This is a genomic window from Burkholderia sp. BCC0322 (assembly GCF_902833045.1).
Taxonomy (GTDB): Bacteria; Pseudomonadota; Gammaproteobacteria; order Burkholderiales; family Burkholderiaceae; genus Burkholderia.
In genome coordinates this window covers 728,234-743,286 of record NZ_CADFDU010000001.1, presented here as the reverse complement: position 1 = coordinate 743,286, position 15,053 = coordinate 728,234, and the positions used below count along the sequence as shown (strand labels likewise).

Below are 15,053 nucleotides of genomic sequence, written 5' to 3'. Positions count from 1 at the left end.
CGCGCTTCTCGAACGAGCCGACGCACGTGCGTGCCGGCGTCGTTCGCACAGCTTGCCTACCACGCCGATACCTGAAATCGCGCACGAGCGCGCGCAGCGCGCCGGCCGTGGCGTGTGCCGTATCGGTTCCGCATTCACTATCACCACACACACAACGACATGTTTCCCTTGACCCGTATTGCCGTCGCGCTGTCCGGTGCGATCTCCGTCCTGTTCGCCTCGAGCGCATGCGCACAAAGCGCCGCCGCGCCGGCCGAAGCGCCGGCCGCTTCGACGCTGCCCGCCATCAACGTCAACGCGACCCGCACGGCGGATTCGCTGACGTCGAAATCGACCGACGACCTGAAACGCACGCTCGGCCAGACGGTCGGCTCGGTCGGTTTCGTCGACGCCGACAGCTACCGGAACACCTATGCATTCACGCTGCGCGACGTGCTGAAGGACGTGCCCGGCGTGTTCGTCGAAAACCGCTACGGGCAGGAATTGCGGCTGTCGATTCGCGGCTCGGGGATTGCCCGCGGATACCATACGCGCGGCCTCGAGATCCTGCAGGACGGCATCCCGACCAACCTCGCGGACGGCAGCGGCGACTACTACCAGATCGATCCGCTCGCGCTGCAGGCGGTGCAGGTCTACAAGGGCGGCAACGGCCTCGCGTACGGAGCGTCGACACTCGGCGGCGCGATCGACTTCATCACGCCCACCGCCCATACCGCCGACGCGCCGAACATCGTGCGCGTGGAAGGCGGCAGCTACGGCACGGTGCGCACCAGCGCGCAGATCTCGCGCGTGCTCGGCCCGCTCGACTTCCTCGCGAACTTCAGCGTCAATCACGCGGACGGCTATCGCGATCATTCGAAGGGGCAATACGAGCAGTTCAACGCGAACGTCGGCTACCGGTTCAGCCCGACGGTCGAGACGCGCTTCTACGTCGGCGTGTACGTGGTCGACCAGTTGCTGCCCGGCACGCTGTCGCTGTCCGACGCGCTGAGCAATCCGACCAAGGCCGCGCCGAACGCGGTGTCGGGCGACCAGGCGCGCAACACGCGCACCGAGCGGATCGCGAACCGCACGACGGTGAAGCTCGATTCGGGCGAACTGCAGTTCGACACGTGGGCGATCCACAAGAGCCTCTATCACCCGATCTTCCAGGCGCTCGACCAGGACGGCTGGACCTACGGCTTCGCCCCGCGCTACACGGGGCGCCTCACGCTCGGCGGGATGCGCAACGACCTGATCGTCGGTGCGCGCTTCTTCGGCGGCCGCACGCAGGCGAACCAGTACGTGAACGTCAACGGCGACAAGGGCGCGCAAACGCTCGACTCGACGCAGACGGCGTTCAACTACGAGGCGTACGTCGAGAACCGGTTGTTCTTCGTGCCGACCGTCGCGCTGATGACCGGCGTGAAGGTACTGCACTCGGTGCGCGAGTACATCGACAACGGCGGCCTGCCGCGCAACCCGAACTACAAGTCGACGAATGCGAGCTACAGCGGCGTCAACCCGAAGCTCGGGCTGCTGTGGCAGCCGGATGCGAACACCCAGGCCTACGTCGACGTCACGCGCAGCCAGGACGTGCCCGACTTCACCGACCTCACGCAGACCTTCTCGAACACGACGCGCTTCACGCCGCTCGCGGCGCAGCACGCGTGGACGATCGAGTTCGGCACGCGCGGTTCGCGCGAGCGCGTGAGCTGGGACGTGACCGCCTATCGCTCGCTCGTGCGCGACCAGTTGCTGCAGTACACGACGAACCCGGATGTCCCGGCGTCGACGTTCAACGCGAACAAGACGGTGCTGCAAGGGATCGAGGCCGGCGCGTCGGTCGAGTTGCTGCGTAACGTCACGGGGCGCGGCGCGGGCGACAAGGTCACGCTGTCGGGCATCTGGAACCTGAACGACTTCCGCTTCAAGAACGACCCGCAGTACGGCAACAACCGGATCGCGGGCGTGCCGTTGAACGTGCTGCGCGCGACGCTGGGTTACGCGCGCCCGAGCGGCTTCCACATCGCGGCGACCCTCGACTGGGTGCCGTCGGGCGCATGGGCCGACGATGCGAACACGCTGCGCGTGCCGAGCTACACGCTGCTCGGGCTGCAGGCCGGTTACGACTTCCGCAACGGGCTGTCGCTGTTCGTCGACGCACGCAACCTGACCAACAAGCGCTACGTGAGCGACATCAGCACGGTCGCGAATGCGCGCACCGCGAACACCGCGATCTTCTATCCGGGTGAAGGACGCAGCGTGTTCGCCGGCATGCGCTACGCGTTCTGATGCGCCGCCGCCCGCAGCCGTGCTCATTGCAAAGATTCAAAGGAAACCGAAACATGAAGTTCAGATTGATGCTGCCCGCCGCCTTGCTCGCCGCCTTCTCCCCCGCCGGGCAGGCACAGGAAAGCGACGTCAAGCACACCGGCGCCACGCTTGCGCCGATTCGCGTCAACGCACAGAAGGCGGCGCCGCTCACGCAGCCGCTCGACACCGGCAGCCGCCTCGGCTTGACTTCGCTCGAAACGCCCGCGAGCGTCGAGCAGATCGATCGCACGACGCTCGGCACCCGCGGCGACGCGTCGATCGTCGACGCGGTGAGCCGCGCCGCCGGCATCAGCGCGTCGCCGCATCCCGGCAACGGCGGCTCGGAGCTCGGCGCGCGCGGCTTCGTCGGCGCGTCGTCGGTCACGCAGCTCTATGACGGCGTGCGCCCGTACGGCGCGATCGGCGTCACGTTTCCGTTCGACACGTGGTCGGTCGACCATATCGACGTGCTGCGCGGCCCGGCGTCGGTGATCTACGGAGAAGGCGCAATCGGCGGTGTCGTCAACATCGTGCCGAAGAAACCGACACGCGGCGCGATCCAGAACGAGCTCCAGGTCGGCGGCGGCACCGAGGGCACGGCGCGGGTCGCGTTCGGCAGCGGCGGCGCGATCAACGACAAGCTGTCGTACCGCTTCGACATCAGCGGCAACCGCTCGTCGAACTGGGTCGATCGCGGCGATTCGCGCAACCTGTCGATCTCCGGCGCGCTGCGCTACGACGTGACGTCCGACCTGTACGTGACGGCGTCGTATGCGCAGGGCTTCCAGCATCCGATGCAGTATTTCGGTGCGCCGCTCGTGAACGGCGCGCGCGATCGCGCGCTCGACAAGAAGAACTACAACGTCGGCGACAGCGACATCGCGTTCCGCGACAGCTGGGCGACGGTGTCGGCGAACTGGCAGCCGAGCGACAGCCTGAACGTGACGAGCACGCTGTACCGGATGAAGAGCAACCGCCACTGGAAGGACGCCGAGTACTACACGTACCTGCCGTCGACCGCGCAAGTGCGGCGCAGCAGCTTCACGGAGATCTTCCACGACCAGGAACAGTACGGCAACGTGACGGCGGCCACCGTGACCACCGCGCTGCTCGGCATGCGCAACACGTTCTCGACGGGCGTCGAGTTCAATCACACGACGTTCCAGCACGACAACAACTCGCCGTACTCGGGCACGTCGACGGTCGATCCGTTCAACTTCGATCCGGGCAGCTTCATCAACACGGCCGGCACCTATCCGAAGTACCGCAGCCAGGCAAACCAGTACGCGCTGTTCGCCGAGAACCGGCTGGAAATCACGCCGCGCTGGTCAGTGATCGGCGGGCTGCGCTACGACCACGCGAGCGTGAACCGCGACGATCTCGTGAACGGCGCCGCGTTCACGAAGGTGTTCGCGAACACGGGCTGGCGCATCGGCACCGTGTACGACGTGCAGCCCGGCCTCGCCGTGTACGGCCAGTATTCGGTCGCGGCCGACCCGATCAGCTCGCTGCTGTCGCTGAATGCGTCGAAGGCGAACTTCACGCTCGCGACCGGCCGGCAGGTCGAGATCGGCGTGAAGCAGTCGCTCCTCGGCGGCAAGGCGGAATGGACGCTCGCCGCGTACCGGATCGTGAAGAACAATCTCCTGACGGCCGATCCACTGAACCCGAACCAGTCGATCCAGGTCGGCCAGCAGTCGTCGCGCGGGCTCGAGGCGACGGTCGGCGCGGAGATCGCGAAGGACTGGCGCGTCGACGCGAACGTGTCGATCTTGCGTGCGAAATACGACGACTTCCAGCAGACGTCCGGCGGCGCGACCGTCTCGCGCGCCGGCAACGTGCCGGTGTCGGCGCCGCAGCGGCTCGCGAACCTGTGGGTGAGCTGGCACTTCGCGCCGGACTGGACGGGCATCGCGGGCGTCAAGTACGTCGGCAAGCGCTTCGCCGATACCGCGAACCAGCTCGTGATGCCGTCGTACACCACCGTCGACCTCGGCCTCGCGTGGAAGCCGCGCAAGGACACGACGATCACCGCGCGTGCGTACAACGTGTTCAACCGCCGCTTCGTGCAGTCCGCGTACTACAACGAGACGCAGTACCTCCTCGGCAACGACCGGCGGCTCGAAGTGGTGGCGAACTACCGGTTCTGACGCCGTGCGGTGCGGTGCGCCGCACCCGCCGCCGCGCGCATGCACGGCCGCGGGCGCGGGCGGTGAGCGTCACTTCACCGTGAACGCGTAGTGCCCCTGCGTGCGGTGGCCGTCGAGCGCGACGGCCACCCACGCCACCGTGTAGACGCCCGGCGCGAGCGGGTTCAGCGCGACGGACATGTGCTTGCGGTTCGACGCATCGACCTCGGCCTTGCCGCTCGTGACGGCGTGGCCCTGCGCATCGGTCACGGCGATCGAGCTGAACGCGGGCTCGAGCCCGTCGTCGAAATCGATCGCGACTGTCTTCGGTGCGCCGGTCACGGTCTCGCCCGCGGACGGCGCCTGATGCGTCGGGAACGCATGGGCATGCGCGAACTGCGCGCCCGCGAGCAGCAGCGCCGCGGCGGCCATGTGCAGAGGGGTCAGTCGGTTCATGGCGTTTCTCCGTCGATCAGAACAGCGGCTTGCCGAGCGAGCCGGGGAACAGGTCGTCGAAATACAGATGCGCATCGAAGATCACGCCGACGTGATTGCCGCTCGCGCGATTGACCGGAATCTGCGCCTCGACACCGAACTGCCCGTAGCGATTGAGCCACAGTACGCCCGGATTGATCGTCCCGGTCGTCTGGCCCGAACACGCGCCCGCGGTGCAGGTGCTCATCGGCGCCTCGACGACGAACACCATGTTGCTGAGCGGCTGCGGCAAGCCGAGGTTCTTCACCTGCTGCTGCAGGTACGGGATGCTGTATTGCAGCGTCATGCCCCAGCCGAGCGCATTCGGCCCCTGGTCGGACGACGCGGTGGTCAGGTTCGGCCCGAGTTCGGCCGTGAGCGCGAGCGGGCGCAGATAGCCGAGCGACGCGGGCAGATCGCCGAAGCCCTTGCCGACGTAGACGGCCGGCGTGAACGTCGAGTACGCGTTCGCGATCGATTTCGCGCCGGTGCCGCCGATCTCGGTTTTCAGGCCGACCGACGCCATGAATTCGTGCTGCGCGTTCGTGTAGGCGAGGTACTTCACGCCGAGCGTCACGTTGTCCCAGCCCTTCGCGGAGCCGCCGTCCGGCGCGTTCTGCGACACGTACTGGCTCGAGACGCTGAACGCGAGGTTCTTCGTGATCAGCTTGTCCCACTCGTACGACACGGTATTGACGTTGATGGCGTTGCCGCTGTCGTCGGTGGACTTGATGTGGCCGAACTGCGTGTCGAATTCGTCGCCGACGCCGGGGTCGTCCACGGTCATCGTCGCGGGAAAGACGCGGTCGCCGACCACGGCGTGCGCGTTTGCGAAGGAAGCATGGGAAAGGCCGGCGATGGCGGCCAGCAGCGCGGCACAGGCGCGGAGCGCGTGCCGTTCGTTCAAGCGGGGCATGTTGTGGGTTCTCCGGTTGTCGTTCGATGCCGTCGCGCACGTGCGCGACGAACGGCCGCCCGCTCCAGTCGCGAAGCGGCGGCTTGTCAGGCAGAAAAATCAGACGAACTCAGGAGAACGCGGGAGGCGCGCGTGATTGCGCGACGGTATGGACGAGACGCACGCGCGCCGGAATCGATGCCGACACGATCGGCTGCTGCGCGTCCGGAAGCGGAACGGCGAACGCGACGGCATGGCCCGGCAGTGCAACGGCGTGGGCAACGAAGCTGCAATAAGGGCAAGCCTGCCAGTGCGCCTTGACGCCATGCGCGGGCTTGCCGTCATCGTGCGCGACCACCGCTTCATCGACGCTCGCCGTGCAATAGACGGCCAGCACATCGACGAGCCGGTGACGCGACGCCATCATCTGCGAGACCGCAGGGGCGAGCGCCATCATCAGGATTGCGATCAATCCGATCAGGCTGCCGGGCTTGCGGAAACGGGCGACGTGCATGACGCGCGACGAGGATGGAATGCGATGAAGGTGGTGGATTATGCCACGCCGGAATCGCGCTCAGGCGCCGGAATAATCCAGTAAACAGGCTCGATATTACGGAAAGCAATCCGAAAGGATCGAGCGTTGAAACGACCCGCCGTGCGGCGGGGGGGCCGTCGATTCGGCCCCGCGCGCACGTCACGCACGCGTGCCCGTTGCGCGCCCCGCCATCCATTTCCGGTAGCGCCGCGTCTGGCACTGCGCGGCCAGTTGCTGCCTGACCAGCGCGCGCAGCGGCGACACCTGCGGGTGCGTGCGGCGGCCTTCGCTGAGGCGCGTGAGCTGGAACTTGACGACGGCCATGTTGGCCAGCGCGCCCAGCGCCTTGTTCTTCCACCGGATCGGCTCCAGCACCGGCGCGCTGTCCTTGCCGGCCCGCCAGTCGCGCGGCAGGTTCGGCTCGATCGACAGCGCGGTCGCGATGCCGACCATCGCCACGCCGCTGTCGACCACCTGCTCGGCAACCACGCGACGCCGGATGCCGCCCGTGACCATCAGCGGCATCCGCGCGACGGCCGTGATGTCGCGTGCGAATTCGAGGAAATACGCTTCACGGGTCAGCGTGCGCCCGTCGCGCGCCTCGCCCTGCATCGCCGGCACTTCATAGCTGCCGCCCGACAGTTCGACGAGATCGACGCCCAGCGGATTCAGCAGTTCGACCACGTGCTTCGCATCGTCCGCGCTGAAGCCGCCGCGCTGGAAATCGGCCGAGTTCAGCTTGACCGCGACCGCGAATTCCGGCGACACCGTCGCGCGCACGTCCCGCACGATATCGAGCAGCAGGCGTGCGCGATTCTCGATGCTGCCGCCCCACTGATCCTGCCGGCGGTTCGTCAGCGGCGACAGGAACTGGCTCAGCAGATAGCCGTGTGCCGCGTGAATCTCCACGCCCGTGAAGCCGCTTTGCTCCGCGAGTTGCGCGGCGCGCACGAAGCGCCGCTGCACGTCGGCGATATCGGCCTGGGTCATCTCCTTCGGCACCGGGAACTGCTTCGACAACGCACCGAGCGCGAGCGGCACGGCCGACGGCGCGAGCGTCGTCTGGCCAAGCGCCGCCTGCATCTGGCGCCCCGGGTGATTGATCTGCATCCATACGTGTGCGCCGCCCGAGCGCGCCACCTGCGCCCAGCGGCGGAAGCGGTCGAGATGCGCGTCGCTCTCGAGCACGACGCCGTTCGGCCCCGTCATCGCGCGGCCGTCCACCATCACGTTGCCGGTCAGGATCAGGCCGACCTGGCCATCGGCCCACGCCTGGTACAGGCGCAGCAACGCGTCGGACGGTGCGTGATTCGCATCGGCCATGTTCTCTTCCATCGCGGCCTTGGCCAGACGGTTCGGAATCACCGCCCCGTTGGGCAGTGTCAGCGGTGTAAACAGGTTCATGGAGGGCACCCTCGATTGACGATGCCCAACGATAACTTTAAAGTCAACTTTAAGGTCAAGCCCTTTTGGAGCACCGCATGAAAATCGGCGAACTGGCGCGGGCCAGCGGTATCGCGGCATCGCGCATCCGCTTCTACGAAGCGAGCGGCCTGCTCGAACCGGCCCGTCGGCAGGCCAACGGCTATCGGGAATACGGGTCGGAAGCGTTGACGCGTCTCGCGATCATCGACCGTGCGCAGCGTGCGGGCTTTGCGCTCGACGAAATCCGCGCGGTGTTGCCGCCCGATCTCGGCGCGTGGCCGCACGACGAACTGCTGGCCGCGCTGCGGCACAAGGTCGACGAAATCGCGCTGCTCGAACAGCGTCTCGCGCAGAACCGGCAACATCTGGAGGTGCTGATCGAGGAGATCGTGAACAAGCCGGAGGGCGAGGACTGCGCGGGCGCCGCGCAACGGATGCTCGACCGGCTGTGCGCGCAGGCCGACGAACCGCCCGTGCCCGCGCCCGCACCCGCGCCGGTTCCGCGGCCGACGCGCAAGCGCGCATGACTCGTTACACTGCGTCACCTGAAAAACAATCGACCCGCGCTGCGGCGAGACGAACCGACGCGTGTGCGCCGGCTGGCGCGGCGCGACTTCAAGACCCGATCCGCATGACGATCCCCCGCATCAGAGGATTCCTCGTCGCAGCACTGCTGACGTTCGGCATCGGCGACGCCTGCGCCGCGACGTGCGGCGACATACCTGCGTCGTCCGCGTGCCCCGGCACACCCAACCTTCCGGCCGACATCGTCGCGCAGCTTCCCGCCGGCTACGCCGCGCTGGACGCCGCGTCGGGGCATCTGACCGACAGCGCCCGCATCGGCTATGTCGTCGTCGCGCATCGGCCCGACGACTCGATGCGCCACGCGTCGCCGCGCCCGCTGATGATCTTCGTGCCAGGCAAGGACGGGCACTACCGGCTCGCGGCGCGCAACGACACCGTGATCATGAAAGCCGACGAAGGCGGGATGGGCGACCCGTATCTCGATGGCGTCGCCGAGAACGCGCTCACGATCGAACCGCGCACCTTCACGGTCGAACAGGGCGTATTCGCGGGACCGAGCCACTGGCGCGACCGCGTGACGTTTCGCTACGACGCCGCGCATCGCACCTGGGTGTTCCATCGCGAAGTCATGCGGAACTGGCGGCCCAACGACGACCCGAACGGCGATGCGCTGAAGGCCGACCCGGTGCGCGTCACGCGCGCCAATGCGGCGAAAGCCGTCACGTTCGAAGCGTGGCGGCCGAGTGACTGGTGCGAGTCGGCCGAACAGCGCGACACCGATCCGGCGTGCGGCAAGCCGCATTGACGGCGACGCGGCTGAACGGCCGCACCGGCCGACGATGCGTGCGGGCCAGCGATACGCATGGGTGCTGCCGTGCCGCGCGAGCGGTGTCTCTGCCGGCACGCGCGTGCGCCGTTCCGCAGCCGTGCGGATTCGCTTGCGTCGCAGGTAATCGACGCGCGCCGCCCGCGTCGCGATGATGGCGCCAGCGACGCACGAACCGCATCACGTCGAGGAGCCTGCCATGACCGCCTACGCCTTGCGCTCCATCGGCTCGCCGACGACGAACCCGCCGCCCTGGAACCGCTGCGCGGGATCGTCGTAGTCGGCGGTCGGCGCCGTCACCGGGAACAACCCGGCGAACTGCTCGGAGCTGTCGCGCGGACGGAAGCCGAGGAAACCCACCTTCGTGTTGTCCCACCACTTCACCGGGTTGTCCGACGCGCCGTACACGATCGCGTGCCCGACGCGATTCGTCAGCAGCGAACAGCGCACGAGCTCGATGAAGTCGCGATAGCTGAGGAACGTCACGAGCATGCGCGGATTCTTTGGCACTTCGAACGAAGAGCCGATCCGCAGGCACACGGTTTCGATCCCGAAGCGGTCGAAGTAGTAGCGCGACAGCGATTCGCCAAAGCACTTCGTCACGCCATACAGGCTGTCGGGCCGCAACGGCGAATCGGCGTCGAGCACCTCCGTGACCGGATGGAAGCCGATCGCATGGTTCGAGCTCGCGAACACGACGCGCTTCACGCCATGCTTGCGCGCGGCTTCGTACAGGTTGTACGTGCCGGTGATGTTCGCGCCGACGAGATCGTCGAACGGTGCGTCGACCGAAATGCCGCCGAGGTGGACGATCGCGTCCACGCCGTCGACGAGCTGCATCACCGCGGCCCGGTCGGCCAGGTCGACGACGCGGGTTTCTTCATGCGCAGCCGCGTCGCCGAGCGTCGCGATGTCGCTGACGCGCACGACGTCGGCCCAGTCGGCAAGCGCGCTACGCAACTGGCGGCCGAGGTTGCCGGCCGCGCCCGTCAGCAGCAGGCGCCCGAACGGTTTGCGCGTGCCGGTGGATGAGGCGTTCATCGAATCTCCTTGAATCTGACCTGAAATCTGACTGAGGTGGAAAACGTTTTCCAACTATACGCGGGAGCGCCGCTGAACGTCAATGGTCGAACCCGTTGGCAACCATCCGCACTTTCCCGATATCGGCGCGTGGCCGCACGCCCCCTTTTTCTGCCACAATCCGGCGTTATCGAACGAAAACGTTACCCTTCCGATGAAAAAAGTTTCCCCGACGATCCGCGACGTGGCGGCGGAAGCCGGCGTGTCGGTCGCGACGGTATCGAAGTACGTGAACGGCACGCAGCGCTTCTCGCCGACCGTCGAAGCGCGGCTCAAGGAAGCCATCGACCGGCTCGGCTACCGTTCGAACCCGCTCGCGCGCTCGATGATCACCGGCCGCACGCGCACGATCGGCCTCGTGATCCTCGACATCAGCAACCCGCACTTCACGAACGTGGTGAAGGGCGCGAACCGCGTCGCGCTGCAGCACGACTACACGCTGCTGCTCGTCGATACCGAGGAGAGCCAGGCACGCGAGCGCTCGCTGATCGAGGCGCTCGCGCAGCGCGTCGACGGGCTGATCGTCAGCACGCGGATGCCGGATGAAGAAGCCGGCTGGATGCTCGATCTCAACAAGCCGCTCGTGCTGCTGCGCCGCAGCCCCGGCCTGCCGATTCCGAGCGTCGGCATCGACAACCGGCTGTCGACCTACATGCTCGCGCGCCACCTGCTCAATCTCGGTCACACGCGCATCGCGTATCTCGGCTTCGGCACGGCGCGCGTGAACGACGAGCGGATTCAGGGTGCGCGCGACTGTCTCGCGGAAGCCGGGCTCACGCTCGACGTGCACGATGCGCATGCGCCGACCGCCGAGGCCGGCGAGCGTGCGTGCTCGCGCGTGATGCTCGGGCCGCAGCGCCCGCAGGCCGTGATCTGCTACAACGACCTGATCGCGCTCGGCTTCATGAAGGAAGCCGCATCGCTCGGTTTCCGGCTGCCGCAGGACGTATCGGTGGCGGGCATCGACAACGTGCCGTACGGCGCATACGCGGCGCCCGCGCTGACGACCGTCGACATCCAGAGCGAGAACATGGGCGAACTCGCGATGCAGAAGCTGATCGATGCGCTCGCGGGCCGCACCGATGCGAGCTATTCGACGTTCGAGCCGCGGCTGATCATGCGCGCGTCGACGGCCGCGGCCGGCTGAGCGCCCTGCTTCGCGCCTTCGAAAGAAAACGCGCCGCCCTTGGGCGGCGCGTTCGTCTGTCGACGCTCGATCACACACTCATGCGTCGAGCTGCGCCGGCTTCATCTTCGGCGTGAGCACGTGCATCACTGCCAGCGCGATCAGGTAGGCCAATGCGCCGACCGCGAACAGCACCCAGTAGTGGCCCGTGCGCTGCAGCACCTGGCCGATCACTTCCGAGAACAGCACGCCGCCGATCGATCCGGCCATCCCGCCGATGCCGACCACCGATGCCACCGCACGGCGCGGGAACAGGTCGGATGCCGTCGTGAACAGGTTCGCCGACCAGCCCTGGTGCGCAGCGGCGGCCAGGCCGACGATCAGCACCGCGACCCACAGGCTCTGCACCTGCGACACGAACGCGATCGGCAGCACGCAGCATGCGCAGATCAGCATCGCCGTCTTGCGCGCGCGGTTCACGCTCCAGCCCGCGCGCAGCAGCATCGACGACAGCCAGCCGCCGCCGATGCTGCCGACCGTCGTCAGCGCATAGATGCAGACGAGCGGCAGGCCGATGTGCTGCATGTCCATCCCGCGCGATTCGTTGAGCCACTTCGGCAGCCAGAACAGGTAGAACCACCACACCGGGTCGGTCAGGAACTTGCCGATCAGGAACGCCCACGTCTCGCGCTTGCGGATCAGTTCACCCCAGCGCGGCGCACCGGCATTTGCGTTTGCCGCATCCATCGCTTCGGCTTCGTCGCGCGGCTCGTCGTACTCCGCGGCCAGCGCGCGCGTATCGGCCTGGCGATAGAACACGAGCCACACCGCGAGCCACACGAGGCCGATCGCGCCGATGATCACGAACGCCGCACGCCAGCCGTAGGCCACCGCGATCGCCGGGATGATCGCCGGCGCGAACACCGCGCCGATGTTCGCGCCCGAGTTGAAGATGCCGGTGGCGAGCGCGCGTTCGCGGCGCGGGAACCACTCGGCCGTCGTCTTGATCGCGGCCGGGAAGTTGCCGCCCTCGCCGATGCCGAGCAGCGCGCGCACGAACGCGAAGCCCATCACCGAGCCGACCGCCGCGTGCAGCATCGCGGCAATGCTCCACACCAGCATCGCCAGCGCATACGAGATACGCGTGCCGAGCCGGTCGACGATGCGCCCGAAGCCGAGCAGGCCCAGCGCATAGAACGCGGAAAACGCCATCACGATGCGGCCGTACTGCACCTGGCTCCAGCCGATGTCGTGCTGGAGCATCGGCGCGAGCAGGCCGAGGATCTGCCGATCCATGTAGTTGATGACGGTCGCGAAAAACAGCAGCGCACAGACGGTCCAGCGGTAGCGGCTGGCGACGGCGCGCACCGTGCCGACGACGGCAGATTGCATAAATGTCTCCGATGCGCGGCCGCGCCCGTCGCGCCGCACGATGTTCGTTGTCCGGCGACCGGCGCCGGGGCGGACGGCGGCGCGCTGTCGCGCACGGCCGATCCCACCGATCAATCAGGAAAACGTTTTTTAAAGGATAGGGCGTGTGCCGGCGCCCTGTCAGTCGGGGATTTCGATGAGTCATCTCAAATTGGTCGCGGCAAAAGAGACGACTGTTTCGCAACGTGCCATTAACCGTTTTTCCCGGATTTTCCCGGCGGACGTGCGCGGGGACGGCGGTCGATACACAGGTCCGATTCCAGCCAGAATCGGGGGCCGGGATGGTTTACAGTCGCCTCATGCGCCTCGATCCCGACACCTGCTATGACGCCCTGCTTTCGCGGGATCGCCGCTTCGACGGCTGGTTCTTCGTCGGCGTGGCGACGACGGGCGTGTATTGCCGCCCGGTCTGTCCGGTGAAGCCGCCGAAAGCGCTGAACTGCAGCTACTACCCGAGCGCCGCGGCCGCCGAGAAAGCCGGCTTCCGACCCTGCATGCGCTGCCGCCCCGAGCTCGCGCCCGGCCACGGGCTGCTCGACCTGTCCGGCAATCTCGCCGACGCGGCCGCCACGCTGATCGAGGAGGGTTTCCTGAACGTGCATTCCGTCGAGGCGCTCGCGCAGCGCGTGGGCGTAACGGAACGCCACCTGCGCCGGATCTTCGGTGCGCAGTTCGGCGTATCGCCGGTCGAGTTCGCGCAGACGCACCGGCTGCTGATGGCCAAGCGCTTGCTGACCGATACCGCGCTGCCGGTGGCCGTCGTGGCGTCGACGGCCGGGTTCGGCAGCGTGCGGCGCTTCAACGACCTGTTCCTGCAGCGCTACGGCCTCAATCCGCTGCGGCTGCGCAAAGGGGCGCGCGCGTCGGCCGATGGCGACATGACGTTCCCGCTGCCGTATCGCCCGCCGTTCGCGTGGGCCGACTTGATGCGCTTTCTCGCGCAGCGGCAGATCGCCGGTGTCGAGCGGATCGATGCGCAGGGTTATGCGCGCGTCGTGGAATGGCCGAACCGGAACGGCAACGGCAGCGGCGGTTACGGGCGCGTCACCGGTTGGCTGTCCGTCGCGCATGTGCCGCAGCGCTTCGCGCTGGCCGTCAACGTGTCGCCCGCGCTGACGCCGGTCGTGCCGGCCGTGCTCGCGCGCGTGCGGCGGCTGTTCGATCTCGACAGCCGCCCCGACGTGATCGACGCGCATCTCGGCGAACTCGCGAGCGGCTCGCCGGGCCTGCGCGTACCGGGCGCGTTCGACGGCGTCGAGATCGCGATCCGTGCGATCGCGGGCGAACGGCTTGCGGCCGCGCATGCCGGCGCGCCGGTGCTGGCGCGCATCGCCGAACGTTTCGGCACGCCGGTGGACGGCGCGCCGCCGGGCCTCACGCACGCGCTGCCATCCGCCGCGACGCTGGCCGCGCTGCCGCCTTCCGCGCTCGAAACGATCGGCATCGCGCGCGAAGCCGCACAGGCGATCGTGTCGCTCGCCCGCGCCGTCGACGACGGCACGCTCTCGCTCGAACCGATGGCGCCGCTCGATACGACGCTTGACGCATTGCGCGCGCTGCCCGGCTTCGACGAACACGCGGTGCAGTACGTCGCGATGCGCGCGATGGCGTGGCCGAATGCGTTCCCGGCCGACGATGCGTGGCTTCCCGCCCGCGCCGAACGCACCCGTGTGCCATCATCCGCGCCGCATGCGGCGCGCTGGGCGCCGTGGCGCGCGTATGCCGCACTGCACGTGTGGCGCCTTCATGGAGATGTGTTGCGATGACTCCCGCTCACCTGATTCCGAGCCCGCTGGGAGACATCGCCGTGCGCATCGAGGACGATGCGCTGACCGGCCTCTACTTCGTCGGCCAGAAATACTTCCCGCCGGTTGCGATCGTGACCGAAGCGGACGCGGCCGCGAGGTCGCCGCTTGCGCGCAAAGTCGCGGAAGAAGTCGCCGAGTACTTCGCCGGCATGCGCGAAACGTTCTCGGTGCCGATTCACTTGCGCGGCACCGCGTTTCAGCGACGGGTATGGAAGGCATTGCTCGCCATTCCGTTCGGCGAACTCGTGACGTACGGCGACATCACCGAACGCGTCGGGTTGCCGATGAGCGGCGCGCGCGCCGTGGGCGGTGCGGTCGGCCGTAACCCGGTGTCGATCATGGTGCCGTGCCATCGCGTGGTCGGCGCGTCGGGCAGCCTGACCGGTTATGCCGGCGGCATCGACCGCAAGCGCGCGCTGCTGTCGCTCGAAGGCGCGGGGTTCGAGCGCGGCGCCCACCATCCGGTGCAGCAGGCGCTCGCGTTCTGAGTCGCGATACGCGGCC

The 15,053-nt window shown here is 67.7% G+C and carries 13 protein-coding genes; 7 read left to right on the top strand and 6 right to left on the bottom strand.

Annotation, left to right across the window (positions count from 1 at the left end; translation table 11 throughout):
• The first annotated feature begins 159 nt into the window (after positions 1-159).
• Complete coding sequence (locus HWX39_RS03470; RefSeq protein WP_175965572.1) at positions 160-2,274, top strand: TonB-dependent receptor; 2,115 nt, start codon at positions 160-162, stop codon at positions 2,272-2,274.
• Between the two features lie 53 nt (positions 2,275-2,327).
• Positions 2,328-4,445 carry a TonB-dependent receptor gene (locus tag HWX39_RS03465; protein WP_175965571.1) on the top strand — a complete coding sequence of 706 codons (2,118 nt, stop codon included), beginning with the start codon at positions 2,328-2,330 and terminating at the stop codon, positions 4,443-4,445.
• 69 nt (positions 4,446-4,514) lie between these two features.
• On the opposite strand, the gene HWX39_RS03460 is transcribed toward HWX39_RS03465, so the two are convergent.
• The 4 genes from HWX39_RS03460 to HWX39_RS03445 all read right to left on the bottom strand — a co-directional run bounded on the left by HWX39_RS03460 (position 4,515) and on the right by HWX39_RS03445 (position 7,732).
• Positions 4,515-4,880 (bottom strand): copper resistance protein CopC, encoded by a 366-nt coding sequence (locus HWX39_RS03460; RefSeq protein ID WP_175965570.1) that lies wholly within the window; start codon positions 4,878-4,880, stop codon positions 4,515-4,517.
• A 16-nt stretch (positions 4,881-4,896) separates the two neighbouring features.
• On the bottom strand, positions 4,897-5,814 hold the full coding sequence (locus HWX39_RS03455) for a hypothetical protein (RefSeq protein WP_175965569.1): 918 nt from the start codon (positions 5,812-5,814) through the stop codon (positions 4,897-4,899).
• A gap of 109 nt (positions 5,815-5,923) precedes the next feature.
• Positions 5,924-6,307, bottom strand: coding sequence for a DUF2946 domain-containing protein (locus HWX39_RS03450; protein ID WP_175965568.1), 384 nt, complete (start codon positions 6,305-6,307; stop codon positions 5,924-5,926).
• A 180-nt stretch (positions 6,308-6,487) separates the two neighbouring features.
• The gene (locus HWX39_RS03445; protein ID WP_175965567.1) at positions 6,488-7,732 is read right to left on the bottom strand and encodes an NADH:flavin oxidoreductase/NADH oxidase family protein; all 1,245 of its coding nucleotides are present in this window, start codon (positions 7,730-7,732) and stop codon (positions 6,488-6,490) included.
• Positions 7,733-7,809: 77 nt separating this feature from the next.
• Here HWX39_RS03445 and HWX39_RS03440 point away from each other — a divergent pair, with 77 nt between their 5' ends.
• Together HWX39_RS03440 and HWX39_RS03435 are read left to right on the top strand one after the other, a co-directional pair.
• Positions 7,810-8,280 carry a MerR family transcriptional regulator gene (locus HWX39_RS03440; RefSeq protein WP_175965566.1) on the top strand — a complete coding sequence of 157 codons (471 nt, stop codon included), beginning with the start codon at positions 7,810-7,812 and terminating at the stop codon, positions 8,278-8,280.
• Between the two features lie 104 nt (positions 8,281-8,384).
• Positions 8,385-9,083: a hypothetical protein gene (locus HWX39_RS03435; RefSeq protein ID WP_175965565.1), complete on the top strand. Its 699-nt coding sequence runs from the start codon at positions 8,385-8,387 to the stop codon at positions 9,081-9,083.
• A gap of 228 nt (positions 9,084-9,311) precedes the next feature.
• Here the strand turns inward: HWX39_RS03435 and HWX39_RS03430 are convergent, their stop codons facing one another.
• On the bottom strand, positions 9,312-10,145 hold the full coding sequence (locus HWX39_RS03430) for an NAD(P)-dependent oxidoreductase (protein ID WP_175965564.1): 834 nt from the start codon (positions 10,143-10,145) through the stop codon (positions 9,312-9,314).
• Positions 10,146-10,227: 82 nt separating this feature from the next.
• Between HWX39_RS03430 and HWX39_RS03425 the strand changes: the two genes are divergently transcribed.
• Entirely contained in the window at positions 10,228-11,331 is a 1,104-nt protein-coding gene (locus tag HWX39_RS03425) for a LacI family DNA-binding transcriptional regulator (RefSeq protein WP_175965563.1), read from the top strand.
• A gap of 78 nt (positions 11,332-11,409) precedes the next feature.
• Here HWX39_RS03425 and HWX39_RS03420 read toward each other — a convergent pair whose 3' ends face one another.
• Positions 11,410-12,702, bottom strand: a complete 1,293-nt coding sequence (locus HWX39_RS03420; RefSeq protein WP_175965562.1) for an MFS transporter — start codon at positions 12,700-12,702, stop codon at positions 11,410-11,412.
• A 320-nt stretch (positions 12,703-13,022) separates the two neighbouring features.
• Between HWX39_RS03420 and HWX39_RS03415 the strand changes: the two genes are divergently transcribed.
• Both HWX39_RS03415 and HWX39_RS03410 read left to right on the top strand, forming a co-directional pair.
• On the top strand, positions 13,023-14,507 hold the full coding sequence (locus HWX39_RS03415; protein ID WP_175965561.1) for a DNA-3-methyladenine glycosylase 2 family protein: 1,485 nt from the start codon (positions 13,023-13,025) through the stop codon (positions 14,505-14,507).
• Positions 14,504-15,037, top strand: coding sequence for a methylated-DNA--[protein]-cysteine S-methyltransferase (locus tag HWX39_RS03410; protein WP_175965560.1), 534 nt, complete (start codon positions 14,504-14,506; stop codon positions 15,035-15,037). Before HWX39_RS03415 ends, HWX39_RS03410 begins: the two co-directional genes overlap by 4 nt.
• Positions 15,038-15,053 lie beyond the last annotated feature (16 nt).

Bases quoted from the DNA above. Each gene is read 5' to 3' on its own strand.
- HWX39_RS03425 (WP_175965563.1), top strand. From the start codon at position 10,228: ATGGTCGAACCCGTTGGCAACCATCCGCACTTTCCCGATATCGGCGCG.
- HWX39_RS03440 (WP_175965566.1), top strand. From the start codon at position 7,810: ATGAAAATCGGCGAACTGGCGCGGGCCAGCGGTATCGCGGCATCGCGC.
- HWX39_RS03430 (WP_175965564.1), bottom strand. From the start codon at position 10,145: ATGAACGCCTCATCCACCGGCACGCGCAAACCGTTCGGGCGCCTGCTG.
- HWX39_RS03410 (WP_175965560.1), top strand. From the start codon at position 14,504: ATGACTCCCGCTCACCTGATTCCGAGCCCGCTGGGAGACATCGCCGTG.
- HWX39_RS03470 (WP_175965572.1), top strand. From the start codon at position 160: ATGTTTCCCTTGACCCGTATTGCCGTCGCGCTGTCCGGTGCGATCTCC.
- HWX39_RS03445 (WP_175965567.1), bottom strand. From the start codon at position 7,732: ATGAACCTGTTTACACCGCTGACACTGCCCAACGGGGCGGTGATTCCG.
- HWX39_RS03460 (WP_175965570.1), bottom strand. From the start codon at position 4,880: ATGAACCGACTGACCCCTCTGCACATGGCCGCCGCGGCGCTGCTGCTC.
- HWX39_RS03455 (WP_175965569.1), bottom strand. From the start codon at position 5,814: ATGCCCCGCTTGAACGAACGGCACGCGCTCCGCGCCTGTGCCGCGCTG.
- HWX39_RS03435 (WP_175965565.1), top strand. From the start codon at position 8,385: ATGACGATCCCCCGCATCAGAGGATTCCTCGTCGCAGCACTGCTGACG.
- HWX39_RS03450 (WP_175965568.1), bottom strand. From the start codon at position 6,307: ATGCACGTCGCCCGTTTCCGCAAGCCCGGCAGCCTGATCGGATTGATC.
- HWX39_RS03420 (WP_175965562.1), bottom strand. From the start codon at position 12,702: ATGCAATCTGCCGTCGTCGGCACGGTGCGCGCCGTCGCCAGCCGCTAC.
- HWX39_RS03415 (WP_175965561.1), top strand. From the start codon at position 13,023: ATGGTTTACAGTCGCCTCATGCGCCTCGATCCCGACACCTGCTATGAC.
- HWX39_RS03465 (WP_175965571.1), top strand. From the start codon at position 2,328: ATGAAGTTCAGATTGATGCTGCCCGCCGCCTTGCTCGCCGCCTTCTCC.